This window comes from Streptomyces sp. NPDC048600 (assembly GCF_055587025.1).
On record NZ_JBVJGZ010000013.1, the window covers coordinates 199693 to 226076 of the forward strand.

Genomic DNA, 26384 nt, shown 5'->3' on the forward strand with positions numbered 1-26384 from the left:
TCACGGCTCGACGCGTTCCACCCGGATCGGGTCCCCGTCGCGGACCGTGGCCAGCAGACGGGGGTCGCCTTCGAGGCGGCCGAGGACGTTGCAGGGGCTCGCGAGACGGCACTCCTCGCCCCGGGAGATCGGCGTCGGTCCGTAGGGGAGCGCGAGGGCGTCGCCGTCGGTCCAGAAGGCGACCGTGCCCGGGTCGACGACCTGGCGGGCGCCGGTTTCACGTGAAGCCGAGACACCTGTGTCGAAATAGACCTCCTCGCCCCAGGTGGCGGCGGTGGAGACGAGGGGCAGGGCCTTGGCGAGGGCCTCTGCGGTCGGGGTGTCGTCGAGGCTCGCGGTGAGATGACCCGCGGGCCAGGAGATCCGTATGCGTGTCGAAGCGGGCTGTGTCTGCATGGCCGGCAATTCAACAAGATGTTGAAGTTGCCGCCAAGAGGTCGACCTTCCGGTCAAGGAGGGACCCCCCTGTTCGGTCCGAAAATCAGTGCGTCATAATTGCTTGTGAATGTGAACGCGTTCACAAGCGTGTCCCGGTTGCTCCGATGATGTGCGAGACAAAAGGGGCAAACTGCCGCTGTGTCCACGGCGAGTAAGGAGACGACGACGTGGAATTGGCTTTGGCGCCCGAGACTCTGGCGCGTTGGCAGTTCGGTATCACCACCGTCTACCACTTCCTGTTCGTTCCGCTGACGATCTCGCTGGCCGCCCTCACGGCCGGACTGCAGACCGCGTGGGTGCGGACGGAGAAGGAGAAGTACCTCAGGGCGACCAAGTTCTGGGGGAAGCTCTTCCTGATCAACATCGCGATGGGTGTCGTCACCGGCATCGTGCAGGAGTTCCAGTTCGGTATGAACTGGTCGGACTACTCGCGCTTCGTGGGTGACGTCTTCGGCGCACCGCTCGCCTTCGAGGCGCTCATCGCCTTCTTCTTCGAGTCCACCTTCATCGGTCTGTGGATCTTCGGCTGGGACAAGCTGCCCAAGAAGATCCATCTGGCCTGCATGTGGATGGTGTCGATCGGCACCATCCTGTCCGCGTACTTCATCCTCGCGGCCAACTCGTGGATGCAGCACCCGGTCGGCTACCGGATCAACGAGGAGCGCGGCCGGGCGGAGCTGACCGACTTCTGGCACGTCCTCACCCAGAACACCGCGCTCGCCCAGGCCTTCCACACCCTCTCCGCCGCCTTCCTCACCGGTGGCGCCTTCATGGTCGGCATCGCCGCCATCCATCTGCTGCGCAAGCGGCACATCCGTGAGATGAGGACCTCGCTGCGGCTCGGCCTGGTCACCGTCGCCATCGGCGGTCTGCTCACCGCGGTCAGCGGCGATGTGCTCGGCAAGATCATGTACGAGCAGCAGCCCATGAAGATGGCCGCCGCCGAGGCGCTGTGGGACGGCGAGGCACCCGCGCCCTTCTCCGTCTTCGCCTACGGCGATGTCGACGCCGGCCACAACAAGGTCGCCATAGAGATCCCCGGCCTGCTGTCCTTCCTGGCCAAGGACGACTTCACCTCGTACGTCCCCGGCATCAACGACATCAACAAGCTCGAGCAGGAGAAGTACGGGCCCGGCGACTACCGGCCCAACATCCCGGTGGCGTACTGGGGCTTCCGCTGGATGATCGGCTTCGGCATGGCGTCGTTCACGATCGGCCTGGTCGGACTCTGGCTGACCCGCAAGAGGTTCCTGCTCCCACAGGCGCTGCGGACCGGTGAGGACGAGGTGCCGAACCTGGTGCTGTTCCGCAAGAAGGCCCTCGGCCCGAAGCTCACCAAGTGGTACTGGCGCATCGCGATCTGGACCCTGGCCTTCCCGCTGATCGCCAACTCCTGGGGCTGGATCTTCACCGAGATGGGCCGTCAGCCCTGGGTCGTCTACGGCGTGCTCAGGACGCGTGACGCGGTCTCCCCCCATGTGTCCCAGGGCGAGGTGCTCACCTCGATGATCGTCTTCACCGCCCTGTACGCGATCCTCGCGGTCGTCGAGGTCAAGCTGCTGGCGAAGTACATCAAGGCCGGCCCGCCCGAGCTCACCGAGGCCGATCTCAACCCGCCCAAGAAGATCGGCGGCGACCCCCGTGACGCCGACAAGCCGATGGCCTTCTCGTACTAGGCCGAGGGAGCTGCACAGTCATGGAACTGCACGACGTCTGGTTCGTCCTGATCGCCGTCCTGTGGACCGGCTACTTCTTCCTGGAGGGCTTCGACTTCGGGGTCGGCATCCTCACCAAGCTGCTGGCCCGCGACCGGCTCGAGAAGCGGGTGCTGATCAACACGATCGGCCCGGTCTGGGACGGCAACGAGGTCTGGCTCCTCACGGCGGGCGGCGCGACCTTCGCCGCCTTCCCGGAGTGGTACGCCACCCTCTTCTCCGGCTTCTATCTGCCGCTGCTGCTCATCCTGGTCTGCCTGATCGTCCGGGGTGTCGCCTTCGAGTACCGGGCCAAGCGGCCCGAGGAGAACTGGCAGCGCAACTGGGAGACGGCGATCTTCTGGACCTCGCTGCTCCCCGCATTCCTGTGGGGTGTCGCCTTCGGCAACATCGTGCGCGGTGTGAAGATCGACGCCGACATGGAGTACGTCGGCAACGTCTGGGACCTGCTCAACCCCTACGCGCTGCTCGGCGGCCTGGTGACGCTCACCCTGTTCACCTTCCACGGGGCGGTGTTCACGGCGCTGAAGACCGTCGGCGAGATCCGTGAGCGGGCGCGGGCGCTGGCGCTGAAGGTCGGGCTCGTGGCCGCCGTGGCCGCGCTGATCTTCCTGGTGTGGACCCAGGTCGACAGCGGTGACGGTGAGAGCCTGGTCGCGCTGATCGTGGCGGTCGCCGCGCTGGTCGCCGCGCTCGCGGCGGTCCGGGCCGGGCGTGAGGGATGGGCGTTCGCCCTGTCCGGCGTCACCATCGTGGCCGCGGTGGCAATGCTCTTTCTGTCCCTCTTCCCGGACGTCATGCCCTCCTCGCTCAACGAGGACTGGAGCCTGACCGTCACCAACGCCTCGTCGAGCCCCTACACCCTGAAGATCATGACCTGGTGCGCGGCCGTCGCCACGCCGATCGTCCTGCTCTACCAGGGGTGGACGTACTGGGTGTTCCGCAAGCGCATCGGCACGCACCACATCGCTGTCGAGGCCTCGCACTGAGTCCGCCCGGGAGGGTGTTTCACGTGAAACACCGTCAAACACCCTCTCTGGACCGAAGGGCATGTTTCACGTGAAACCGATCGATCCGCGTCTGATCCGCCACGCACGCGCCACCCGGCTGTTCCTGGCGGCGGTCGTCGCCCTGGGGACCGTCGGAGCGGTGCTCGTCATCGCCCAGGCGATGCTCATCGCCGAGGTCGTGGTCGGCGCCTTCCAGCGCGGGCTGTCGGTCGGTGAACTGCGCACTCCCCTGCTGCTGCTCGTGGCCGTCGCGGTCGGCCGGTCGGCGATCGCCTGGCTGACCGAGATGGCGGCCCATCGCGCGAGCGCGGCCGTGAAGTCTGAGCTGCGGGGGCGGCTGCTGGAGCGCGCGGTCCGGCTGGGTCCCGGCTGGCTGAGCGGGCAGCGGACCGGATCGCTCGTCGCGCTCGCCACGCGGGGCGTGGACGCCCTCGACGACTACTTCTCGCGCTATCTGCCGCAGTTGGGGCTCGCGGTGGTGGTTCCGGTGGCGGTGCTGGCCCGGATCGTCACCGAGGACTGGGTGTCCGCCGCGATCATCGTCGGCACCCTGCCGCTCATCCCGGTCTTCATGATGCTGATCGGCTGGGCCACCCAGGCGCACATGGACCGTCAGTGGCGGCTGCTGTCCCGGCTGTCCGGCCACTTCCTGGACGTGGTCGCGGGACTGCCGACGCTGAAGGTGTTCGGCCGGGCCAAGGCCCAGGCCGAGTCGATCAGGCGCATCACCGGCGAGTACCGCCAGGCGACCATGCGGACCCTGCGGATCGCCTTCCTGTCCTCCTTCGCGCTGGAACTGCTCGCCACGATCTCGGTGGCCCTGGTCGCCGTGACGATCGGCATGCGACTCGTGCACGGCGAGATGGACCTGTACACCGGGCTGGTCATCCTCGTGCTCGCCCCCGAGGCCTATCTGCCGCTGCGGCAGGTGGGCGCGCAGTACCACGCGGCGGCGGAGGGGCTCGCCGCCGCCGAGGAGATCTTCGAGGTCCTGGAGACGCCCGTACCCGACGCGGGCACCGGACCCGCGCCCGCGGGGGCGCTCTCGCTCGACCTCGACGGGGTCCGGGTCCGCTACCCCGGCCGGACGGCGGACGCCGTCACCGACGTCACCCTCACCGTGCGTCCCGGCGAGACCGTGGCGCTCGTCGGACCCAGCGGCGCGGGCAAGTCGACGCTGCTGCACATGCTGCTGGGGTTCGTGCGGCCGACCGCCGGACGGGTGCGGATCGGCGGGGCGGACCTCGCCGGGACCGACCTGGAACAGTGGCGGACCCGGGTCGCGTGGGTGCCGCAGCGGCCGCATCTCTACGCCGGGACCATCGCGGACAACGTCCGGCTCGCCCGTCCCGACGCCGACGACACGGCCGTACGGCAGGCTCTCCGGGACGCCGGGGCGCTGGAGTTCGTGGACGCGCTGCCTCTCGGTGCCGCGACGGTGCTCGGTGAGGACGGGGCCGGGCTCTCGGCCGGGCAGCGGCAGCGGCTCGCGCTGGCACGGGCGTTCCTCGCCGACCGTCCCGTGCTGCTGCTCGACGAGCCGACGGCCGCCCTGGACGGGGAGACCGAGGCGGAGATCGTGGCCGCGGTGCGGCGGCTGTCCGCCGGGCGTACGGTCCTGCTCGTCGTGCACCGGCCGGCGCTGCTGGCGGTGGCCGACCGGGTCGTACGGCTGGAGGCCCCTCAGGAGCCCGTGGGAGCGCCCCGGGAGCGGACCACGGCGACGACCCCGGCGGCCCGCACCGCCGACGACGAGACGCCCGAGCACACGCCGGCTCCGGAGCGGGCGGCCGCCGCCCCGTCGAGCCGCCCCACGACGCATGTCCTCGACCGGGTCCGTGCCCTGTCCGGCCCCCGGCGCGGCCGCCTCGCCCTCGCCCTGCTGCTGGGCAGCCTCGCCCTCGCCAGTGCCGTCGGGCTCATGGCGACCTCCGGATGGCTCATCTCCCGCGCCTCGCAGCAGCCGCCGGTGCTGTATCTGATGGTGGCCGTGACGGCGACGCGCGCCTTCGGCATCGGACGGGCGGTGTTCCGGTACGGGGAGCGGCTGGTGTCGCACGACGCCGTGCTGCGGATGCTGGCCGACACCCGGGTCGCGGTGTACCGGCGTCTGGAGCGGCTGGCACCCGCCGGACTGCGCGACACCCGCCGCGGCGATCTGCTCAGCCGTCTCGTCGCCGATGTGGACGCCCTTCAGGACTACTGGCTGCGCTGGCTGCTGCCCGCCGGGGCGGCGACGCTGGTGTCCGCGCTGTCCGTGGGCTTCACGGCCTGGCTGCTGCCGGAGGCCGGCGCGGTCCTGGCGGCCGGACTGCTCGCGGCCGGGGCCGGGGTGCCCCTGGCCACGGGCGCGGTCGCCCGCCGGGCCGAGCGCAGGCTCGCCCCCGCCCGGGGCGTGCTCGCCACCCGCGTGACCGACCTGCTGTCCGGCACCGCGGAGCTCACCGTCGCCGGTGCCCTGCCCCGCCGTACCGCCGAGGCCCGGGAGGCGGACCGGGACCTCACCCGGATCGCCTCGCGCACGGCCGCGGCGACCGCCCTCGGCGACGGACTGACCGCGCTGGTCTGCGGGCTGACCGTGGCCGGGGCCGCGCTGGTGGGTGCGCAGGCGGTCGCCGACGGGCGGCTGAGCGGCGTGGCCATGGCCGTGGTCGTGCTGACCCCGCTGGCCGCCTTCGAGGCCGTGCTCGGGCTGCCGCTCGCCGTGCAGTTCCGGCAGCGGGTGAGCAGGAGCGCCGAGCGGGTCTTCGAGGTGCTGGACACCCCCGAGCCCGTGCGTGAGCCGGAGCGGCCGCGCCAGGCACCCGCCTCGCCGTTCCCGCTCGTCCTCATGGACCTGGGCGCACGGCACGCCGGACAGGACAGGGCGGCGCTGGCCGGGCTGGACCTGCGCCTGGAACCGGGCCGCAGAGTGGCCGTGGTGGGGGCGTCCGGCTCCGGCAAGACCACGCTGGCGCAGGTGCTGCTGCGCTTCCTGGACGCGGACATGGGCTCGTACACGCTCGGCGGTGTGGACGCGTATGCGCTGGACGGCGACGACGTACGGCGGCTCGTGGGGCTGTGCGCGCAGGACGCGCACCTCTTCGACAGTTCCGTACGGGAGAACCTGCTGCTGGCCCGGCGCGGGGCCACCGACGCCGAGCTGCGCGACGCGCTGGCCCGGGTGCGGCTGCTCGACTGGGTCGAGGGCCTGCCGGACGGGCTCGACACGCTGGTCGGGGAGCACGGGGCCCGGCTGTCCGGCGGGCAGCGGCAGCGGCTGGCGCTGGCCCGTGCGCTGCTCGCCGACTTCCCCGTGCTGGTCCTCGACGAGCCCGCCGAGCATCTCGACCTGCCGACCGCGGACGCGCTGACCGCGGACCTGCTGGCCGCCACCGAGGGCCGGACGACGCTGCTGATCACGCACCGGCTGGCCGGACTGCGGGACGTGGACGAGGTGATCGTGCTGGCCGGCGGGCAGGTCGTCCAGCGCGGCGGCTTCGCGGAACTGGCCGCCGTGGCGGGCCCCTTGCGGGCGATGGCCGAGCGGGAGGCGGCCACGGAGTCCCTGGCGGTGGCGACGCTGTAGGCGCGAGGGCGGCGGGGGGCCGTGGACCACCCCGGCGCCCCGGTGACCGCAGCGCCCCGGCAACCGCAGCACCCCCGAAGCCCCAGCGCCGCGGCAACCGCAGCACCCCCGAAGCCCCAGCGCCCCGGCGACTCGGCGCGGTGACGCCCCATCACCCCGTTCGCAGCAATGCGTCCCCCAGCCGTACGACTTGAACAGGACTCGGGGCGGGGGCCGGGGTCACGATCACTGACATGCCCTCACCTCGCCGTCACCCTCTGATCGTTCCGGTGCTGCTGATCGCGGGCGCCGTCCTCGCCGCCCGTCCCGCGGCCTCCGACTCCGGCGGTGCCGCCGACAGCACGGCGGCGCAGGTGGCCCGGCTGTACGCGGACGCTGCCGTGGCCACCCGGCAGTACGAGGACGGGCGGCGGGCGGCCGAGGGGCAGCGGGCCCTGGCGCGGCACTACGAGGAACTGCTGGACCGCCGGCGGAGCGAGATCGCCGTGCTGCACGAGGACCTGGGACGGATCGCGCGCGCCCAGTACCGCGACGGCGGCGGGCTCCCGGTCGCCGCGCAGATCGTGCTGGCGGGCAGTCCGGAGGAGCTGATGCGCGGTCAGCACGTGTTCTCCCAGGCGAACCTGGCGCTCGACAACGCGGTCGACAAGAACCGGCGCGCCGAGCGGCGCCTCGCGGCCGACGAGGCGAAGACCGCGGCGGCCTGGCAGGACCTGGAGAAGCGCAGGAGCGAACTGGCCGCCCTGAAGCAGACCATCGAGGCGAAGCTGGAGGAGGCCCGCTCCAGGCTCCAGGGGGAGGCGGACGCGTCGGCCCTCGCGGGCAGCTGCCGGGGCGCGGTCAGGCTCGAACAGCCGCCCGCCACGGCCACCCGGGGCTGGGTCGCGCCGGTGGAGACGTACGAGCTGTCGGCGGGCTTCGGCAGCGGCGGCGACCGCTGGGCGAACCGGCACACGGGGCAGGACTTCGCGGTGCCCATCGGCACGCCGGTGCGGTCGGTCGGCGACGGCAGGGTGGCGGCCGTGTCCTGCGGGGGCGCCTTCGGCATCCAGGTGCTCGTCGAACATCCCGGCGGCTACTACACGCAGTACGCCCACCTGGCCTCGGTCGCCGTGGACGAGGGCGAGCGGGTGGGCGCCGGGCAGTGGATCGGCCAGTCCGGCACGACCGGGAACTCGACCGGCCCGCATCTGCACTTCGAGGTCCGGGTCACCCCTGAGCTGGGCTCCGGGGTGGACCCGGTGCCGTGGCTGGCCGCGCGCGGGGTGAACCTGTGACGGCCGGGCCGGGCCGGGCGGGGCGGCGCGGCGGGCCGGCGGCGCCGCTCGGGAGCCGGGCCGCGGACCTGGGCGGACCGGATGCGCGGGGCCCCGGCGGGCCGCCTACGCCTGGGCCTGCGCCAGGAGTTCCTCGATCACCACGGCCACCCCGTCCTCGTTGTTGGCGACCGTGCGGCCCGAGGCCGCGGCGATCACGTCCGGGTGGGCGTTGCCCATCGCGTAGGAGCGGCCGGCCCAGGTGAGCATCTCGACGTCGTTCGGCATGTCGCCGAAGGCCACGACCTCCTCGTGCGAGATGCCGCGCTCGGCGCAGCACAGGGCGAGGGTGCTGGCCTTGGAGACGCCGGGGCCGCTGATCTCCAGCAGGGCGCTGGGGCTGGAGCGGGTGACGTTCGCGCGGTCGCCGATCGCGAGGCGGGCCAGGGTGAGGAACGCGTCGGGGTCGAGCGTGGGGTGGAAGGCGAGGATCTTCAGCACGGGTTCGCCGGCGCCGGGCGTGTCCTGGCCGAGCAGCTCCTCGGCCGGTGCCAGGGTGTCCGGGATCTCCATGTGCAGCTTCGGGTAGTCCGGCTCCTGGTTGAAGCCGTACGTCTGCTCGACCGCGTACATCGTGCCGGGCGCGGCGTCCCGCAGCAGTCGTACGGCGTCCAGGGCGTTCCCCCGGGCCAGCTCGCGCACCTTGACGAAGCGGTGGGCGCCGGGGCCGCCGTGCAGGTCGACCACGGCGGCGCCGTTGCCGCAGATGGCCAGGCCGTGGCCGTGGACGTGGTCGCTGACGACGTCCATCCAGCGGGCCGGGCGGCCGGTCACGAAGAAGACCTCGATACCGGCCTCCTCGGCGGCGGCCAGCGCGGCCACGGTCCGCGGTGAGACCGACTTGTCGTCGCGCAGGAGCGTGCCGTCGAGGTCGGTGGCGATCAGTCGCGGCCGGACGACCGGGGCGCCCGCCCGACCGGGCGATATGGCGTCGAGCGAGGTCGAGAGCGGGGAGGAGGCCGGGGGCTCGGGCTGTCGCGTCGCTGAGGTCACCCGGCCATTCTCGCGCATATGCCCGCACGGGCGTGCGGCGGTCCGCACATCTGGGCGGTGCGGGCTCCCGGGCCGCCGCGCCGGTCCGGCTTGCCGAGGCTGTCCGGCTCGGCCGCCACCCCACGAGGTCACCGCCTGCCCTGCGAGGTCACCGCACGCTCCGCGAGGTCACCGCACGCTCCGCGAGGTCACTGCGCGCCCTGCGAGGTCGCCGCACGCTCTGCGGGGTCGCCGCGCACCCCCGCGAGGTCACCGCGCGCGGGCGGCCAGCCAAGGCGTGAGCCCCACGAGGACGAACTCCTTGTGCACCCGGTCGCCCGGCAGCGGGACCATCAGGAAGTCTCCCGGGGGGAACCGCCGGGTCCTGACCCAGGCCCGTCCGTCGTAGAGGGCGCGTACGAAAGCGGGCACGTCGTCGCGGTCGACGTCGGGGCACTCCACCCCGTCCACGGTGATCAGCGCGTCGTCCTCGGGGTAGAGCCGCACGCTGACGACGGGGAGGCCGCCCAGTTCGACATGGGCCTCGTGCGGGAGCGAGCCGTCCGCGTCGGTGGTGACGCCGACACCCGCGGTCGTCCGCCGGGAGGTCTGGTCGGCGCCTATGTCGTGGGTGACCTCGATCTCGCGGGCGTACTCGTCGGCGATGGCCCGCAGGGCGGCGACGGCCGCCTCGGTGGTGGGCAAATGGTCCATACCAGTGATCATGCCGGGTGTATGCGCCCCGGCACAGCGGCGCGACACTGATTCGGCCAGGCGCTGCTTCTCGACCGGGCCCGCGCCAGCCACAGCCGATCCGCGCTCAGCCACGGCCCTGCCGGTCACAGCCACAGCCCGGCGCGCGCTCAGCCGCAGCCCAACGGCCCCACTACCTCCGCGCGACCCCCCTCCGCGCGGGCACCCCTCCTCACGACGTCTCCCCGCCACCGCTCACCGCGACTCGGAGAACCGCAGATACCCCGGCGGCACGGCCTGCGTCAGCCACACCCCGTTCGCGCTGACGTGGAAGACATGGCCGTCCCGGTGCATGGCGCCCGCGTCCACCGTCAGCACCACGGGCCGCCCCCGGCGGGCACCGACCCGCGTGGCGGTCTCCCGGTCCACGGACAGATGTACGTCATGGCGGTTCATCGGCCGCAGCCCCTGCGCCCGGATCGCGTCCAGATTGCGGGCCACGGTCCCGTGGTACAGATACGGCGGCGGGGTCGCCGGCGGCAGGCCCAGGTCCACGTCGACGCTGTGGCCCTGGCTGGCGCGGATCCGGGTGCCCTCGACGGCGAAGCGCTTCTTGTCGTTGGCGGCCACCACGTGGTCCAGTTCCTCGCGCGAGAAGGGGAACCCGTGCCCGGCGGCGGCCGTCATCAGAGTCTCGATCTCCACCCAGCCGCCGTCGTCGAGGGTGAGCCCGATCCGCTCCGGCTGATGACGCAGATGCTTGGAGAGGTACTTCGACACCTTCACGGTGCGTCTTTCGTCCATGCGACCCAGCATGCCGAGCGGGCGACTCTCCCGCACTTTCTTTCCGGGCCGAGGTTTGATCCACAAGCAACAGCGGTTATCCACAGCCCAGTTCGCCGATATGTGGACAACCACTGTGGTTTTTGCGGTAGTTCGCCAAGTTGCTTAACAAGCACGTAACTTGGCGAACCCGTCAGCCGTCCACACCTGTTGATGAAACAGCCTCCCCACCAGGCACGTTCGCCCCTACAGGCGCGGCTCCACCCGTGCCAGACGCCTCAACACGCCAGGTGCGAAACGGGACAAGGCGTGCACGCCACGTGCCTCGGGGGTCACCGGCACGACCGCGTCGTTGCGCACGACGGCCCGCAGGATCGCCTCGGCGACCTTCTCCGGAGGGTAGTTGCGCAGTCCGTACAGACGCGAGGAGTTCTTCTGCCGCCGCTTCTCCTCCGCCTCGTCCACGCCGACGAACCGAGCCGTGGAGGTGATGTTGGTGTTCACCAGGCCGGGGCAGATCGCGCTCACCCCGATTCCCTGGCCCGCGAGTTCGGCGCGCAGACACTCGCTGAGCATCAGCACGGCCGCCTTGGAGGTGCTGTAGGCGGGCAGCGCGCGCGAGGGTTGGAACGCGGCGGCGGACGCGGTGTTCACGATGTGTCCGCCCTGCCCGCGCTCGGCCATCTGCCGCCCGAAGAGACGGCAACCGTGGATCACACCCCACAGGTTGACGTCGAGGACCTTCTTCCAGTCCTCCGGCGTGGTCTCGAAGAAAGAGCCGGACAGCCCGATCCCGGCGTTGTTCACCAGCACGTCCACGACGCCGTGTTCGAGCAGGACCTTCTCGGCGAGCTTCTCCATGGCCTGTGCGTCGGACACGTCCACCGTTTCCGCCCAGGCCCCCGGCGCGCCCACCAGTCGCGCCAACTCGGCCGTGCGCACCGCGCTTTCGGTGTCCCGGTCGACGGCGATGATCCGCGCGCCCGCCTCGGCGAACGCGAACGCCGTGGCCCGGCCGATGCCGCTGCCCGCACCGGTCACCAGCACGAGCTGCCCGCCGAACCGCTCGAAGTGCCGCCCGGTCGGCGCGAGTTCGGTACGGCCGCCCTCGATGCCCGACACGAACTCGGTGATCCAGGAGGCCAGTTGCTCGGGCCGGGTGCGGGGCACCCAGTGCTTGGCCGGCAGGGTGCGCCGGGTCAGCTGCGGTGCCCACAGCTCCAGTTCGTCGTAGAGGCGCTCGGAGAGGAAGGCGTCGCCGAGCGGCGTGATGAGCTGCACGGGCGCGTGGGCGTACGCGTCCGGGCGGGGCCTGCGCAGCCGTGCGCGCACGTTGTCCCGGTACAGCCAGGCGCCGCGCGCCGCGTCCGAAGGCAGTGATGAGGTGGGGTAGTTGCCGCCCGGCACCTTCTCCAGCCGCCGCAGGATGCCGGGCCAGCTCCTGCCCAGCGGACCGCGCCAGGCCAGCTCGGGCAGGGCGGGGGTGTGCAGCAGATAGACGTACCACGACTTGGCGCCCTGGCCGAGGAGTTGGCCGACCCGGCGCGGGGTGGGGCGCTTGAGACGGTTGTTGATCCAGTGCCCGAAATGGTCCAGGGACGGGCCGGACATCGAGGTGAAGGAGGCGATCCGGCCCTCGGTGCGTTTGACCGTGACGAACTCCCAGGACTGCACCGAGCCCCAGTCGTGCCCGACCAGGTGCACCGGCCGGCCGGGGCTCACCGCGTCCACGACCGCCAGGAAGTCGTCCGTGAGCTTCTCCAGCGTGAAGCCCCCGCGCAGCGGCTCCGGAGCGGTGGACCGCCCGTGGCCGCGGACGTCGTAGAGCACCACGTGGAAGTTCTGGGCCAGGCGCGGCGCGACCTCGGACCAGACCTCCTTGCTGTCCGGGTAGCCGTGCACGAGCACCACCGTCGGGGCCTGCGCGTCACCCAGTTCGGCGACGCACAGTTCGACGCCGCCGGTCCGTACCCGGCGCTCCCGCGCACCCTGGAGCATGCTCACTTCTCCTCCGCCCAGCGCCGCACGTGCGGCAGATCGTCGTCCAGCCAGAAGGCGCTCTCCTCGGGGTCCCGCGAGTCGGTGACGACGAGGATCTCCTCGAACTTCGCGCCGGTGCCCCGGAATCCGAGATGGGGCTCGACCGCCCACAGCCCCGGCTGCGGCGGATGGTCGGAGAAGCGGTATGGCGACCACAGCGGGGACCAGCCCTCCCGGTGGCCGTGCAGCGCGTCGGCCGCGAGGCCCTTCAGGGACTGCGTGCCGAAGCCGAACACCGTCGGGGAGAACCGGCGAGGGGTGACCTTGTCGACCTTGTGCGCGATCACGCCGAAGGGGTAGGCGCGGTGCCGGTTGGCGTAGCCCTGGCCGACCATCAGCCGGTCCACGTCCTCGTAGATCTCCCGCAGCGAGCGGCGTTCGCGCACCTCGCGCAGGATCAGCTCGCGGTGTGCCCGGAGGTCGTCCATCAGCCGGTTCTGCACGGGGTTGAGGCCGAGCGAGCCGGAGTAGCCGATGTCCGCGGTGAAGCCCTCGTAGACCGGGGCCATGTCGAGGATGAACGGCATCCCCGGCTCCAGCGCCCGGTTGGTCGGGAAGAACTGGAGCGGGATGCGGAAGCCCGCGAACGCCGTGCGGTCGCCGAACCAGGCGAAGGGCAGATGGAACCAGTCCCGTACACCCCGCTCGCGCAGCCACTCCCGCTGCATGCGCGCGGCCTCACGCTCGGTGACGCCAGGCTTCAGCTGCGCCGCCACCGCTTCGGCGCACTCGTAGGCGAGCCGCTGCACCGTCCTGAATCCGCGCAGCTCCGCGGATATCCCGTCTGCCACTGCCGTCGTCATGCCGCCCCGTCCCACCCGAGCCCATCGACTGCGGTACGTGTCCGTAACTTGACACCGCCGAATCTCGCACCTTGTTAGAGTCGGCGTCAATAGGGCGGTCGCAGGCCGTGCGGACGACCGTGCGGCGCCCCCGGGTCGCGGAGCGTGCGGACGGCTGGGGGCGGCGCCCCCGGGTCGCGGAGCGTGCGGACGGCTGGGGGCGGCACCCTCGGCCGCGGACCGTGCGGACGACCGGCCTTCACCCCCGTTCGCGAGCCGTCGCCCAAGGCCCGGCCCGCCCCCGCGGAGGGCCCGCCTCAGGGTTCTCCCTGGCCCGACCTCAGGGGGACCCCGGGCCTCCCGTACGACTGGAGGCTGACGTCAAGACTGCTCTGGAGTCTGACGACCGGCGTGGTCCGCGTCACTACCTTCGTAGACGTGACTGTGATCGCGACCGAAAGCCTGAGCAAGCGGTTCCCCCGGGTGACCGCGCTCGACCGGCTGTCCGTGGACATCGGAGCCGGTGTGACCGGACTCGTCGGAGCCAACGGCTCCGGCAAGTCCACCCTGATCAAGATCCTGCTGGGTCTGTCCCCGGCGAGCGAGGGCCGTGCCTCCGTGCTCGGCCTCGACGTCGCCACCGAGGGCGCCGCCATCCGCGAGCGCGTGGGCTACATGCCGGAGCACGACTGCCTGCCGCCCGACGTCTCGGCCACCGAGTTCGTCGTGCACATGGCGCGCATGTCCGGTCTGCCGCCCGCCGCCGCGCGTGAACGCACCGCGGACACCCTGCGCCATGTCGGCCTGTACGAGGAGCGCTACCGTCCCATCGGCGGCTACTCCACCGGCATGAAGCAGCGCGTGAAGCTGGCCCAGGCCCTCGTCCACGACCCGCAGCTGGTCTTCCTGGACGAGCCGACCAACGGCCTGGACCCGGTCGGCCGCGACGACATGCTGGGCCTGATCCGCCGAATCCACACCGACTTCGGCATCTCGGTCCTGGTCACCTCCCACCTGCTGGGCGAACTGGAGCGCACCTGCGACCACGTCGTCGTCGTCGACGGCGGCAAGCTCCTGCGCTCCAGCTCCACCACCGACTTCACCCAGACCACCACCACGCTCGCCGTCGAGGTCACCGACTCCGATGCGCACCCCGACGGCACCCGGGCGATGCGCGAGGCGCTGCACGCCCGTGGCGTCACCGTCCAGGACGGCAGCGGCCTGCCCGGCGCCGGCCACGTCCTGCTGCTGACCGCGCAGGGCGAAGAGACCTACGACCTGGTCCGCGACACCGTCGCCGACCTCGGTCTCGGCCTGGTGCGCATGGAACAGCGCAGGCACCACATCGCGGAGGTCTTCTCCTCCGCCGACGAGCACCGCGACGAGCAGGCCGGCGGACACGCCCACGAACACACCACCGCGCCCGCGGGCGGGCACGGCGACAAGCAGCCGAAGGAGGCCGTCGGCCATGGCAGCTGAACACCCCCTGGCGGCACCCCCGGGCGACCAGACCCGTATCCACAACATCGGCTACCGTCACTACGACGGCCCCCGCCTGGGCCGCGCCTACGCCACCCGCTCGCTGTACTCGCAGTCCCTGCGCGGCTCCTACGGCCTCGGCCGTTCGGTGAAGTCCAAGGTGCTGCCGATGCTGCTGTTCGTGGTCATGTGCGTGCCCGCCGCCATCATGGTGGCCGTCGCGGTCGCCACGAAGGCCAGCAAGCTCCCGGTCGGCTACACGGAGTACGCGATCTTCCTCCAGGCCGTCATCAGCCTGTACGTCGCCTCCCAGGCCCCCCAGTCCGTCTCCCGCGACCTGCGCTTCAAGACGGTCCCGCTCTACTTCTCCCGGCCGATCGAGACCGCCGACTACGTCCGCGCCAAGTTCGCCGCCCTGGCCTCGGCGCTGTTCATCCTCACGGCGGCCCCGGTGCTGGTGCTCTACATCGGCGCGCTGCTGGCCAAGCTCGACTTCGCCGACCAGACCAAGGGATTCGCGCAGGGACTCGTGTCCGTGACTCTGCTCTCGCTGCTGTTCGCCGGGCTCAGCCTGGTGATCGCCTCCGTCACCCCGCGCCGCGGCTTCGGCATCGCCGCCGTCATCGCGGTGTTCACCATCTCCTACGGCGCGGTCTCCGCCCTCCAGGGCATCGCCGAGCTCCAGGACAGCTCCGGCGCGATCGCCTGGATCGGTCTCTTCTCACCGGTCACCCTCATCGACGGAGTCCAGTCGGCGTTCCTCGGCGCCCCCTCCTCCTTCCCCGGAGGCGTCGGTCCCTCCCACGGCGAGGGCGCGGTCTACGTCCTGGTCGTCCTCGGCCTGATCGCCGCCTGCTACGGCCTCCTGATCCGCCGCTACAAGAAGGTGGGCCTGTGACCACGCTCCAGATCGACCACGTCTCCCGCTGGTTCGGCAACGTGGTCGCCGTCAACGACATCACCATGAGCATCGGCCCCGGCGTGACCGGCCTGCTCGGCCCGAACGGCGCGGGGAAGTCCACCCTCATCAACATGATGGGCGGCTTCCTCGCCCCCTCCACCGGCTCCGTCACCCTCGACGGACAGCCCGTCTGGCGCAACGAGGCCATCTACAGGCACATCGGCATCGTCCCCGAGCGCGAGGCGATGTACGACTTCCTCACCGGACGCGAATTCGTCGTCGCCAACGCCGAGTTGCACGGCCTGGGCGACAAGGCCGCCCAGAAGGCGCTCGCCACGGTCGAGATGGAGTACGCCCAGGACCGCAAGATCTCCACGTACTCCAAGGGCATGCGCCAGCGCGTGAAGATGGCCTCGGCCCTGGTCCACGACCCCTCGCTGCTGCTGCTCGACGAGCCGTTCAACGGCATGGACCCGCGCCAGCGCATGCAGCTGATGGATTTGTTGCGCCGCATGGGCGACGAGGGCCGCACGGTGCTGTTCTCCTCCCACATCCTCGAAGAGGTCGAACAGCTCGCCTGGCACATCGAGGTCGTCGTGGCGGGCCGGCACGCGGCCAGCGGCGACTTCCGCAAGATCCGCCGGCTGATGACCGACCGCCCACACCGCTACCTGGTGCGCTCCAGCGACGACCGCGCCCTCGCGGCCGCGCTGATCGCCGACCCCTCGACGGCCGGCATCGAGGTCGACGTCGCCGAGGGCGCGCTGCGCGTCCAGGCGGTCGACTTCGGCCGCTTCACCACCCTGCTCCCGCAGGTCGCCCGGGACAACGGCATTCGGCTGCTGACGGTCTCACCGTCCGACGAGTCCCTCGAGTCCGTCTTCTCGTACCTGGTCGCGGCGTAGGAGGCCGAAGATGTACGACCCCACAGTCGCCCGACTCACCTACCGGGCCCTGCTCGGCCGGCGCCGGGCCCTCATCCTCGGCGCGCTCCCGCTGCTGCTCATCGCCATCTCGGTGGTGGTGCGCGGCCTCGCGGGAGCGGACGACCAGACGGCCTCCGACCTGCTCGGCGGACTGGCACTGGCCACGATGGTGCCGATCATCGGCGTCATCGCGGGCACGGGCGCGATCGGCCCGGAGATCGACGACGGCTCGGTCGTCTATCTCCTGTCCAAGCCGGTGAAGCGGCCCACGATCATCTTCACCAAGCTGATCGTGGCGATCGCCGTGACGATGGTGTTCTCGGCACTGCCGACCTTCGTCGCCGGGTTCATCCTCAACGGCAACGGCCAGCAGATCGCGGTCGCCTACACGGTCGCCGCGCTGGTCTCCTCCATCGCCTACGCCGCCGTGTTCCTGCTGCTCGGCACGGTCTCCCGGCACGCGGTGGTCTTCGGCCTGGTCTACGCCCTCGTCTGGGAGGCCCTGTTCGGCTCCCTGGTGCCCGGCGCCCGGACCCTCAGCGTGCAGCAGTGGTCCCTGGCCGTGGCCCAGAAGGTCGCGGGCGGTGACCTGGTCACCTCCGACGTCGGCCTGACCACGGCCACGGTGCTGCTGGTCGCGGTGACGGTGCTCGCCACCTGGTACGCCGGCCAGAAGCTGCGCTCGCTGACCCTCGCGGGCGAGGAGTGACCAGCCCCTCGTAATTCGGTGGCGCGCAACTCGCCGTCCCGGCACAGTGGATGTGTCCACGCCGGGCGCGAGCTGCGCGCCACCGGCGTCACGCACTGGGGAGGAGCACGACGATGTCCATGCACGACAGTCCGTCGAGTTCCCCACAGGGCAGCTCGCGGCAGGCTCCGGAGTAGTTACCCCTCCGTCCGAGCCCGCCGTGCGCAAGCTGCCCGGGCGGCCGCTTCGAGCACGCGAATCCCACTTCGCGTGAGGCCGCCCTCCCGGAGGATTGGCCGAGTGGCAAGGCACCGGCTTGCTAAGCCGTGGTCGGGGGCAACCCCGCGCACGTTCGATCCGTGCATCCTCCGCAAGACGTTTGTCACTGGGACTGAGCAGGACTTTCGGCCACGGTGTGAGTGCGCCTACCCCGATCGCCCTCGGAGGGGGCCAGGAACTGTGCCGCGAGGCGCGGGTTCCTGTGCGTGGGCATGCGCGGGTGATCGTCGGCTGATCGCGCAGTTCCCCGCGCCCCTAGAGGCACGCGAGCGCCCTCGGGGTACGAGGAGCTGCACCTTCTTGGGGCGCGGGGAACTGCGCAAGAAGCGACCACGACCCGCACCCTAAGGACGGCGCCAGCCCTCAGGGGCGCGGGGAACTGCGCAAAAGGCGACCACGGCCCGCACCGTCACGACGGCCTCAGCCCAGCAGACGCTCCAGGACCACGGCGATCCCGTCCTCCTCGTTGGACGCGGTCACCTCGTCGGCCACAGCCTTCAGCTCGTCATGCGCATTGGCCATGGCCACACCCCACGCGGCCCACCCCAGCATCGGCACATCGTTCGGCATATCGCCGAAGGCAACCGTGTCCGCGGCCTTGACGCCGAGCCGCCGGGCCGCCAGCGACAGCCCCGTCGCCTTGGACAGGCCGAGCGGCAGCAGCTCCACGATCCCCGCACCCGCCAGGGCGACGGTGACGAACCCGCCCGCCGCGCGCCGGGCCGCCTCCACCAGCTGGTCGTCCGACAGCGAAGGATGCTGTATGTAGATCTTGTTCAGCGGCGCCGCCCACAGGTCCGCCGCGTCACTGAACGGCATCGCGGGCAGCGCGCCGGTGAGCGCGTACCCCGGGCCCACCAGGACCTCGCCGTCCAGTCCGTCCCGGCTCGCGGCCAGATACAGCGGACCGACCTCGGCCTCGATCTTCGCGAGGGCGACCCCGGCCAGCTGCCGGTCCAGGGTCACCGAGGTCAGCAGCCGGTGCTCCCCGGCGTGGTACACCTGCGCGCCCTGGCCGCAGACCGCGAGGCCCTGATAGCCGAGGTCGTCGAGGATGTGCCGGGTCCAGGGCACCGCGCGCCCGGTCACCACGATGTGGGCGGCGCCCGCCGCGGTGGCCGCGGCGAGCGCCTCACGGGTGCGCCCGGAGACCGATTCGTCGGACCGCAGCAGCGTTCCGTCGAGGTCGGTGGCGATCAGCCGGTAGGGGAACCCGGTGGTCACTTGGACACCGGCTCCAGCACCTCGCGGCCGCCGAGATAGGGCCGCAGCACCTCGGGCACGCGCACCGAGCCGTCGGCCTGCTGGTGGTTCTCCAGGATGGCCACGATGGTGCGCGGGACGGCGCACAGCGTGCCGTTGAGCGTGGCCAGCGGCTTGACCTGCTTGCCGTCACGCATACGCACCGACAGGCGGCGGGCCTGGAAGCTGTCGCAGTTGGAGGCCGAGGTCAGCTCGCGGTACTTGCCCTGGGTCGGGATCCACGCCTCGCAGTCGTACTTGCGGGAGGCGGAGGCGCCCAGATCGCCGGAGGCGACGTCGATGACCTGGAAGGGCAGCCCCAGGCCGGTCAGCCACTGCTTCTCCCACTCCAGCAGCCGCTGGTGCTCGTTCTCGGCGTCCTCGGGAGCGACGTACGAGAACATCTCCACCTTGTCGAACTGGTGGACGCGGAAGATGCCGCGGGTGTCCTTGCCGTAGGTGCCGGCCTCGCGGCGGAAGCACGGGGAGAAGCCCGCGTAGCGCAGCGGCAGCTGGCCTGCGTCGAGGATCTCGTCCATGTGGTAGGCCGCGAGCGGGACCTCGGAGGTGCCGACCAGGTAGTAGTCGTCCTTCTCCAGGTGGTACACGTTCTCCGCGGCCTGGCCGAGGAAGCCGGTGCCCTCCATGGCGCGCGGGCGGACCAGCGCGGGGGTCAGCATCGGGATGAACCCGGCCTCGGTGGCCTGCGCGATCGCCGCGTTGACCAGGGCCAGCTCCAGCAGGGCGCCGACACCCGTCAGATAGTAGAAGCGCGAGCCGGACACCTTCGCGCCGCGCTCGACGTCGATGGCGCCGAGGGCCTCGCCGAGCTCCAGATGGTCCTTGGGCTCGAAGCCCTCGGCGGCGAAGTCACGGATGGTGCCGTGCGTCTCCAGGACGACGAAGTCCTCCTCGCCGCCGACCGGGACGTCCGGGTGCACGAGGTTGCCGAGGGACTGGGCGAGCCGCTTGGTCTCCTCGTCGGCCTCGTTCTGCGCGGCCTCGGCGGCCTTGACGTCGGTCTTGAGCTGCTCGGCCTTCTGGAGGAGCTCCGCGCGCTCCTCGGGCGTGGCCTTGGGGATCAGCTTGCCGAGCGACTTCTGCTCGGAGCGCAGCTCGTCGAAGCGGACGCCGGACGACCTGCGCCGCTCGTCGGCAGACAGGAGAGCGTCGACGAGCGCGACGTCCTCTCCACGGGCGCGCTGGGACGCGCGCACACGGTCGGGGTCCTCACGGAGCAGGCGAAGGTCAATCACGCGCTCAAGGCTACCGGTGCGCGGTGACGGCCCACGACTCACTATTCCGCGCTGTGGAGTACGTACCGTTATGGGGGAATTGCCCTCTGTGTCGCATGATCTCGACCGGCGGAGTTAGACGTCGAGGCGTGTCAATGGAAAAGTGTCTCACTCCCCGGGACGAGGCATGTGAGGTGCGTCCTGTTGACCGGAATCCCTTGTGGAGAACGGGACTTGGAGCCCTCGCCGGCCCGCGTTGTCCACAGCGATCCACAGCCGTGAAAAGTTATCCACAGGCTGTGTGGAAGATCTGTGGATGCCGGAATTGATCACTCCGGAACGCTTTGCCGCTCCCTGCGATTCCCTGGGAGAACCGTCATTGAGCCCACCTTCGAGTGGAAATGCGTCGCCCCAAAGGATTGATCAAAGGAAACGCGTGGACGAAGGGTGACTTACGCCCTGGTGGACACAGTTGGTCGCTCCAGGGCGATTTGTCGACTGCATGGCACTTCGTTGTCGACTTGTGCACAGGTCGAGAAGCGGACCTGTGGATAACTCCTGTGGATAACGAAAATGCGCAGGTACGACAGGTGTGATCGGCCGAAAACCGTCCAGAGCCCTGTGGCGGGACAACTCGGCACGTGACTCGGCCCGGGCCACCCCGAGGCGAGACAGCCCGGCGACCGTTCCCCCGAGCGCCCCCGGCGTGCGCTGAGAACGTGCGCCTAGAAGCGGCCGTCCTGGCAGCGAGCCACCCAGTCCGCCGCCTCGACGAACTCCGTGTCCGAGGTCCCCAGCCGCGGCGGGCTCACATCCGCGATCTCCACGTCGGCCCGCGGGTACGAGCCCAGGTACCGCACCTCCAGGCAGATCCTCTTCAGCCCCATCAGGGCCTCGGCCACCCGCCGGTCGGAGATATGGCCCTCTGCGTCGACGCAGAAGCAGTAGTTGCCGATGCCGGCCCCGGTCGGCCGGGACTGGAGCAGCATCAGGTTGATGCCGCGGGTGGCGAACTCGCCGAGCAGGTCGCGCAGTCCACCGGGGTGGTCGTCGCGCTGCCACAGCACCACGGAGGTCTTGTCGGCCCCGGTCGGCGCGGCGGGTCTGGCCGGCCGTCCCACCAGCACGAAGCGCGTCTGGGCGTTCTCCGCGTCGTGGATCTCGGTCTCCAGGGCCTCGAGGCCGTAGCGGGCCGCCGCGAACTCACCGGCGAAGGCGGCGTCGTACCGGCCCTCCTGGACCAGCCGGGCGGCGTCCGCGTTGGACGCGGCCGACTCCCACTGGGCGTCCGGGAGGTTCTTCTTCAGCCAGTTGCGCACCTGCGGCTGGGCGGCCGGGTGGGCCGAAACCGTCTTGATCTCCGACAGTTTCGTGCCGGGCCGCACCAGCAGCGCGAAGGTGATCGACAGCAGCACCTCGCGGTAGATCATCAGGGGCGCGCCCGCGACCAGCTCGTCCAGGGTGGTGGTGATACCGCCCTCGACGGAGTTCTCGATCGGCACGAACGCGGCCTCGGCCTCGCCGGTGCGCACCGCGTCCAGCGCAGACTGCACGGACACATAGGGGACCAGCTCCCGGGTCGCCGTCTCCGGGAGCGTCCGCAGGGCGACTTCGGTGAAGGTGCCCTCGGGGCCGAGATACGCATAGCTCGCTGGCATGTCCCTCACCCTAATGGCCGCCCGCGCCTCAGGCGTGCCCGTCTCATGACGACCACTCTTGAGGGTGGTTTGAAACTCGGCAGGCTGCCGAGTCGCGCCCCCGCCCGCCCCTCTCACCCCTCCAGCAGCCCCTGTCCCACGTACTCCCCCTCCGCCGCCCCGCCCGGCACCGCGAACAGCCCGCTCGCCTCGTGCCGGACGAACCGCGAGAGCGCGTCCCCCCGGTCCAGCTTGCGCTGCACCGGCACGAAGCCGCGCAGCGGATCGGCCTGCCAGCAGACGAACAGCAGCCCCGCGTCCGGGACCCCGTCCGCGCCGATGCCGTCGTGGAAGGAGAACGGGCGCCGCAGCATGGCCGCGCCGCCGTTCTGGTCGGGCCGGCTGATCCGCGCGTGCGCGTCGATCGGGACGACCAGGTTCCCCTCGGCGTCGGTCTTCTCCAGGTCCATCTCGGCCGTCTCCGAGCCCCCGGACAGCGGCGCCCCGTCGGCCTTGCGCCGCCCGATGACATCCTCCTGCGCCTTGACGGACAGCCCGTCCCAGTCGTCCAGGAGCATGCGGATACGGCGGACGACGGCGTAGGAGCCGTTCGCCATCCACGCGGGGTCCTTGGCGCCCGAGGCGGGCACGAAGATCCGCCGGTCGAAGTCGGGCTCGGCCTGTTGGGGATTGCGTGTGCCGTCGACCTGGCCCATCAGATTGCGGGCGGTCATCGGGTGCGCGGTGGCCCCCGGCGACCGGTTGAAGCCGTTCATCTGCCAGCGCACCCGGGCCGCTTCCCCCGCGTCCTTCTGGATCGCGCGCAGGGCGTGGAAGGCGACCAGGGCGTCGTTCGCGCCGATCTGCACCCACAGATCGCCGTTGCTGCGCGCCTTGTCCAACTGGTCGGAGGAGAAGTCGGGCAGCGGGTCCAGGGACACCGGGCGCTGCTGCTGGAGCCCCGTACGCCCGAAGAAGCTGTGTCCGAAGCCGAAGGTGACCGTCAGGGACGAGGGGCCCGCGTCCAGCGCGATGCCGGTGTCCTCCTGGGCCGAGGGCCCGCCCGCCATCAGCCGCCGGGCCGTGTCCGACCAGCGGCGCAGCAGCGCGGCGGCCTCCCTGCGTCCCGCCCCGGGGGCCAGGTCGAAGGCGACGAGATGGCCGCAGGACTGGAGGGCGTCGGTGATGCCCGGCTGATGTTTCCCGTGAAACATCGCCTCCCCGGCGCCGACCGAGGTGAGCGGCGTCGCCTCCGCCGGCGCCGCCGCGTACCCGACGGCACCGCCCGCCGCACCGAGCGCGAGCCCGGTGGCACCCGCGGTGGCGAGCAGGGTGCGCCGAGAGACGCCCCCGTCGGCCGGGGACGCCGGGGCGGCGGGGTTCTCCTCGGAGGTCCGGGCCTCGGGAAGGGAATGGTCAGCCATGGTGGTTCAGCCGATCTTCGCGTTCTTGTCGACGGTCGTCTGGTCGATGTCGGAGGTCCGCACGGTCACGGCGACCGTCCAGTCCCCGGCCATGGGGATCTGCACCCCGCTGGCCGACCAGTGTCCGGTGGTGATGTGGTCCGGCACGACGGGCAGTGGGCCCACGTCCCGGGACTCCAGGGTGAAGGACAGCTTCACCTCGGGGACGTCGAAGGCGCGGCCGTTGGGCCGTTCCACATAGACGTGCATCTCGTTGCCGCCGACCCGGGCGGGGTCGAGTTCGACGCGTACCAGGCCCTTGCCGTCCTCGCCGCCGGTGTCGAACGGCATGTCCAGGGTGACCGCGCCGGACGTCGGGGCGGCCGCGGCCGCGGCGGTGGCGGCCTTGGCCTCCTCCTCGGTGCGGCCCGGCTCGGTGGACGTCAGCATCGTGGTCACGGCGAGCACCACGACGGCGACGGACGCCTCGGCCAGCACCGAGCGGCGCAGTCCGGACCGCTGCGGGTCGGCGTCCCGTGCCTGCTTGCGCCGCGCGCTCTCCTCGGCGGCCCGCTGCCGGGCGAGCTGCGCTGCCCGCGCGGGGGTCGTACCGGAGTCAGATCCCTCGGACCCCGACGTGCCGGAGCCCTCGGACCCCGACGTACCGGAGCCCCCGGAGCCCGGCTCGGCGCTGGCGTCGGTGTCGGCGTCGGTGTCGGCCGCCGCCCCCGCACCCGTCCGCACGGTCTTCTTCGCGATGGCCGTCTCCACCGGCGGCTCCGCCAGCCGGGACGTCCACCGCCGTGAGAGCCACGCGATGCCGACGAGCACCGCCACGACCCCGAGCTTCACCAGCAGCAACTGGCCGTACCGCGTCCCGGTCAGCGCCGGCCAGGTGCCGACCTGCCGCCACGCCTGGTAGGTGCCGGTCGCGACCAGGGCGATCACACAGCCGAGGGCGAGCCGCGAGAAGCGGCGCACGGCGGTCGCGTCCAGCGGGGTGTCGGCGGGCGCCCGGTACAGCGCGACCAGCACCGTGCTGAGTCCGCCGAGCCAGAGGGCCACGGCCAGCAGATGGACGATGTCGACCGGCATGGCGATGCCGGGCTGGAGCCCGCTGGAGGCGTGCTCGGCCATCGCCCAGCTCGCCGCGAGACCGGAGGCCACGGCACCGCCGCCGATCGCCAGCCCCAACGCCAGGTCCCGCTTCTCCTGCCCCTCCCTCTTGTCGTACGCCCCGAACAGGACGGCGATGAAGAGGGCCCCGGCCGCGAGCAGCAGCAGCCGTGACACCAGCGCGGCACCGGTCTTGGTCTGGAGGACCTGGCCGAGCAGCTCCAGGTCGAAGACGTCGGCGACCTTCGAGGAGGTGGTGTACGAGCCGCGCAGGAGCAGCAGCCCGAGCGTCGCGGCGGTCAGCGCGACCCAGCCGGAGACCACCAGCCGCTGCACCGCGCGCACACCGGAACCGCGCTGCCAGCAGGCCAGCACGAAGGCGCAGCCGCCGACCAGCACGATGAACCCGGCGTACGACACATAGCGGCCGAGCCCGTAGAGCCGGCCGACCGGGCCGTCGCCCGATGCCTGGTCGACGGACACGGTGGTCGCGGAGGGCGCGCCGACCGAGAAGGTGAAGGCGCCGGAGACGGGATGGCTGTCGGCGGAGACGACCTGGTAGGTCACCGTGTAGGTGCCGTCGGGCAGCCCCGAGTGCAGTGCCACGGCGTACGTCGTGCCGCCGCTGCCCGAGGCCTTGCCGTTGTCCGCCCGCTCGCCCTTGGGGTCGAACACGCGCAGCGAGTCGCCGGTCAAGGAGACGGCCTCGGAGAAGGTCAGCGAGACCTGCCGGGGCGCCTGCTCGACCACCGTCCCCTGCCCGGGGTCGCTGCCGGTGAGCGCGGCGTGCGCGGAGGCCGGTGCGGCACCGGCGAGCAGCGCGCCGGCGACGGCCAGGAGCAGCAGCACCAGCGTGCGGACGCGCGGGGTGACGGTGTGCGCCACGGTGATCCCTCCCTCAGTTCCCGGACGTGGGGCGGTACGTCGCCGGCTTCACCGGCAGGTCGACCTCGACCGGGTCGAGACCGCTGAAGTGCAGCGTGACGGAGACGGTCTGGCCTTCCTCGGGCCGATCGGCGAGGCCCTCGAACATCAGATGGCTGCCGCCGCTCTCGAGGACGAGCGAGCCGTGCGCGGGCACGTCGAGGGAGGAGACCTCCCGCATGGCCTGTCCGCTGGTCTCGTGGACGGTGACCTCGCCGAGGTCGCTGGTCACGGAGGTCAGGCGCGCGCCGCTGTCGCCGTCGTTGGCGATGGTCAGGAACCCGGCCGCCATGTCGGAGACCGGCTGGGGCATGTAGGCACCGCTGACGGACAGTTCGGCGCCGGAGGAGCCCTCGTCGCCACCGCCGCAGCCGGCCAGGGCCAACGCACCGGCCAGGGCGAACGCGGTCACCGGAACGGCACGCCTCACGGCTTGGCTCCCTCGATCAGCTTCGGGAGGTCCGCGGTGTAGTCGTCGACGGTGGCGTCCTCGCCGTAGAGCACGTAGCCGGCGTCGGTCTTCGGTGAGAAGGCGATGACCTGGGTGCCGTGCATGGAGACGACCTTGCCCTTCTCCTTCTTCGGCGCGTCGATGGAGATACCGAGGGTGCGGGCCCCGGCCTGGATGGTGGCGAAGTCGCCGCTCAGGCCGACGACCTGGGGGTCGATGCCCTTGAGCCACTTGCCGAGCGCCTCGGGGGTGTCGCGCTCGGGGTCGGTGGTGACGAAGACGATCCGCAGCGCGTCCTGCTGGGCCCTGGACAGCGACTTCTTGGCGACGGCGATGTTGCTCATCGTCAGCGGGCAGACGTCGGGGCAGTTGGTGTAGCCGAAGTAGACCAGCGTCGGCCGCCCCTGGGTCTCCTTGCGGAAGTCGTACTCCTTGCCCGTGGTGTCGGTCAGGATCATGTCCGGCTTCTCGAACGGCTTGTCGAGAACGGTGGCGGCCTTGTCCGAGCCGGTCTCCTCGGAGACCACGGAGACGGGCGAGGCGCCGTCGTCGCCCCCGCCGCACGCGGACAGGGTCAGGGAGGCGGCGGCGAGGAGCGCTGCCGCTGCGAGCTGCTTCTTGCGCTTGGAGTGCATGGAGTGATGTCCCGGAGGTGAGGTGCTCCGGTGCGCGCCGGGGCGTTGGCCGTCCCGGCGCGCACCGAGGTTCGGTGTCCGGCCGGCGGGGGGGGGGTGTGTCCCCCCCCCCGGGAGAGGGGGGGTCCGGGGGAACGGAGGAGTCCCGAGA

21 protein-coding genes and 1 tRNA gene are annotated in these 26384 nt (G+C 71.5%); 9 read left to right on the forward strand and 13 right to left on the reverse strand.

The features are described 5' to 3' along the window. The gene (locus ACZ6SQ_RS19755; protein WP_469563527.1) at positions 1-396 is read right to left on the reverse strand and encodes a cyclophilin-like fold protein; all 396 of its coding nucleotides are present in this window, start codon (positions 394-396) and stop codon (positions 1-3) included. 209 nt (positions 397-605) lie between these two features. Here ACZ6SQ_RS19755 and ACZ6SQ_RS19760 point away from each other — a divergent pair, with 209 nt between their 5' ends. From ACZ6SQ_RS19760 to ACZ6SQ_RS19775, 4 genes are all read left to right on the forward strand, one after another. Beyond that, on the forward strand, positions 606-2114 hold the full coding sequence (locus tag ACZ6SQ_RS19760) for a cytochrome ubiquinol oxidase subunit I (protein WP_469563529.1): 1509 nt from the start codon (positions 606-608) through the stop codon (positions 2112-2114). 20 nt (positions 2115-2134) lie between these two features. Then, positions 2135-3142: a cytochrome d ubiquinol oxidase subunit II gene (gene cydB / locus ACZ6SQ_RS19765; RefSeq protein ID WP_469563531.1), complete on the forward strand. Its 1008-nt coding sequence runs from the start codon at positions 2135-2137 to the stop codon at positions 3140-3142. A gap of 70 nt (positions 3143-3212) precedes the next feature. Then, positions 3213-6731 (forward strand): thiol reductant ABC exporter subunit CydD, encoded by a 3519-nt coding sequence (gene cydD / locus ACZ6SQ_RS19770; protein ID WP_469563534.1) that lies wholly within the window; start codon positions 3213-3215, stop codon positions 6729-6731. A gap of 233 nt (positions 6732-6964) precedes the next feature. Next, positions 6965-8008, forward strand: coding sequence for a M23 family metallopeptidase (locus tag ACZ6SQ_RS19775; protein ID WP_469563538.1), 1044 nt, complete (start codon positions 6965-6967; stop codon positions 8006-8008). Between the two features lie 105 nt (positions 8009-8113). Here ACZ6SQ_RS19775 and ACZ6SQ_RS19780 read toward each other — a convergent pair whose 3' ends face one another. The 5 genes from ACZ6SQ_RS19780 to ACZ6SQ_RS19800 form a co-directional block, all read right to left on the reverse strand. Next, a complete protein-coding gene (locus ACZ6SQ_RS19780; protein ID WP_469563540.1) occupies positions 8114-9058 on the reverse strand; it encodes an HAD-IIB family hydrolase in 945 nt (314 codons plus the stop codon). 231 nt (positions 9059-9289) lie between these two features. Then, entirely contained in the window at positions 9290-9733 is a 444-nt protein-coding gene (locus ACZ6SQ_RS19785) for a hypothetical protein (RefSeq protein ID WP_469563543.1), read from the reverse strand. Positions 9734-9967: 234 nt separating this feature from the next. Next, on the reverse strand, positions 9968-10516 hold the full coding sequence (locus ACZ6SQ_RS19790) for an RNA 2'-phosphotransferase (RefSeq protein ID WP_469563546.1): 549 nt from the start codon (positions 10514-10516) through the stop codon (positions 9968-9970). A 225-nt stretch (positions 10517-10741) separates the two neighbouring features. Further along, positions 10742-12493, reverse strand: coding sequence for an SDR family oxidoreductase (locus ACZ6SQ_RS19795; protein ID WP_469563548.1), 1752 nt, complete (start codon positions 12491-12493; stop codon positions 10742-10744). Between the two features lie 2 nt (positions 12494-12495). Continuing rightward, positions 12496-13338 (reverse strand): M24 family metallopeptidase, encoded by an 843-nt coding sequence (locus tag ACZ6SQ_RS19800; protein WP_469563552.1) that lies wholly within the window; start codon positions 13336-13338, stop codon positions 12496-12498. A gap of 423 nt (positions 13339-13761) precedes the next feature. Here ACZ6SQ_RS19800 and ACZ6SQ_RS19805 point away from each other — a divergent pair, with 423 nt between their 5' ends. The 5 genes from ACZ6SQ_RS19805 (at position 13762) to ACZ6SQ_RS19825 (ending at position 17682) form a co-directional block, all read left to right on the forward strand. Further along, complete coding sequence (locus ACZ6SQ_RS19805) at positions 13762-14796, forward strand: ABC transporter ATP-binding protein (protein ID WP_469563597.1); 1035 nt, start codon at positions 13762-13764, stop codon at positions 14794-14796. After that, entirely contained in the window at positions 14786-15694 is a 909-nt protein-coding gene (locus ACZ6SQ_RS19810; protein WP_469563554.1) for an ABC transporter permease, read from the forward strand. The genes ACZ6SQ_RS19805 and ACZ6SQ_RS19810 overlap by 11 nt, the downstream gene beginning before the upstream one ends. Then, the gene (locus tag ACZ6SQ_RS19815) at positions 15691-16602 is read left to right on the forward strand and encodes an ABC transporter ATP-binding protein (protein WP_469563557.1); all 912 of its coding nucleotides are present in this window, start codon (positions 15691-15693) and stop codon (positions 16600-16602) included. The genes ACZ6SQ_RS19810 and ACZ6SQ_RS19815 overlap by 4 nt, the downstream gene beginning before the upstream one ends. Positions 16603-16612: 10 nt before the next feature. After that, entirely contained in the window at positions 16613-17332 is a 720-nt protein-coding gene (locus ACZ6SQ_RS19820; RefSeq protein WP_469563560.1) for an ABC transporter permease subunit, read from the forward strand. 265 nt (positions 17333-17597) lie between these two features. After that, positions 17598-17682 (forward strand) — tRNA-Ser (locus ACZ6SQ_RS19825). A gap of 328 nt (positions 17683-18010) precedes the next feature. On the opposite strand, the gene ACZ6SQ_RS19830 is transcribed toward ACZ6SQ_RS19825, so the two are convergent. The 7 genes from ACZ6SQ_RS19830 to ACZ6SQ_RS19860 form a co-directional block, all read right to left on the reverse strand. After that, positions 18011-18814, reverse strand: coding sequence for an HAD family hydrolase (locus ACZ6SQ_RS19830; RefSeq protein WP_469563563.1), 804 nt, complete (start codon positions 18812-18814; stop codon positions 18011-18013). Next, the gene (gene serS, locus ACZ6SQ_RS19835; RefSeq protein ID WP_469563566.1) at positions 18811-20088 is read right to left on the reverse strand and encodes a serine--tRNA ligase; all 1278 of its coding nucleotides are present in this window, start codon (positions 20086-20088) and stop codon (positions 18811-18813) included. Before serS ends, ACZ6SQ_RS19830 begins: the two co-directional genes overlap by 4 nt. 704 nt (positions 20089-20792) lie before the next feature. Continuing rightward, on the reverse strand, positions 20793-21725 hold the full coding sequence (gene pheA / locus ACZ6SQ_RS19840; protein WP_469563568.1) for a prephenate dehydratase: 933 nt from the start codon (positions 21723-21725) through the stop codon (positions 20793-20795). Positions 21726-21838: 113 nt separating this feature from the next. Beyond that, the gene (efeB, locus tag ACZ6SQ_RS19845; RefSeq protein ID WP_469563570.1) at positions 21839-23128 is read right to left on the reverse strand and encodes an iron uptake transporter deferrochelatase/peroxidase subunit; all 1290 of its coding nucleotides are present in this window, start codon (positions 23126-23128) and stop codon (positions 21839-21841) included. 6 nt (positions 23129-23134) lie between these two features. Then, positions 23135-25108 carry a copper resistance CopC/CopD family protein gene (locus ACZ6SQ_RS19850; protein ID WP_469563574.1) on the reverse strand — a complete coding sequence of 658 codons (1974 nt, stop codon included), beginning with the start codon at positions 25106-25108 and terminating at the stop codon, positions 23135-23137. A 13-nt stretch (positions 25109-25121) separates the two neighbouring features. Next, positions 25122-25577, reverse strand: a complete 456-nt coding sequence (locus tag ACZ6SQ_RS19855) for a copper chaperone PCu(A)C (protein WP_469563577.1) — start codon at positions 25575-25577, stop codon at positions 25122-25124. Then, positions 25574-26233, reverse strand: coding sequence for an SCO family protein (locus ACZ6SQ_RS19860; RefSeq protein ID WP_469563580.1), 660 nt, complete (start codon positions 26231-26233; stop codon positions 25574-25576). Before ACZ6SQ_RS19860 ends, ACZ6SQ_RS19855 begins: the two co-directional genes overlap by 4 nt. Positions 26234-26384: the final 151 nt, after the last annotated feature.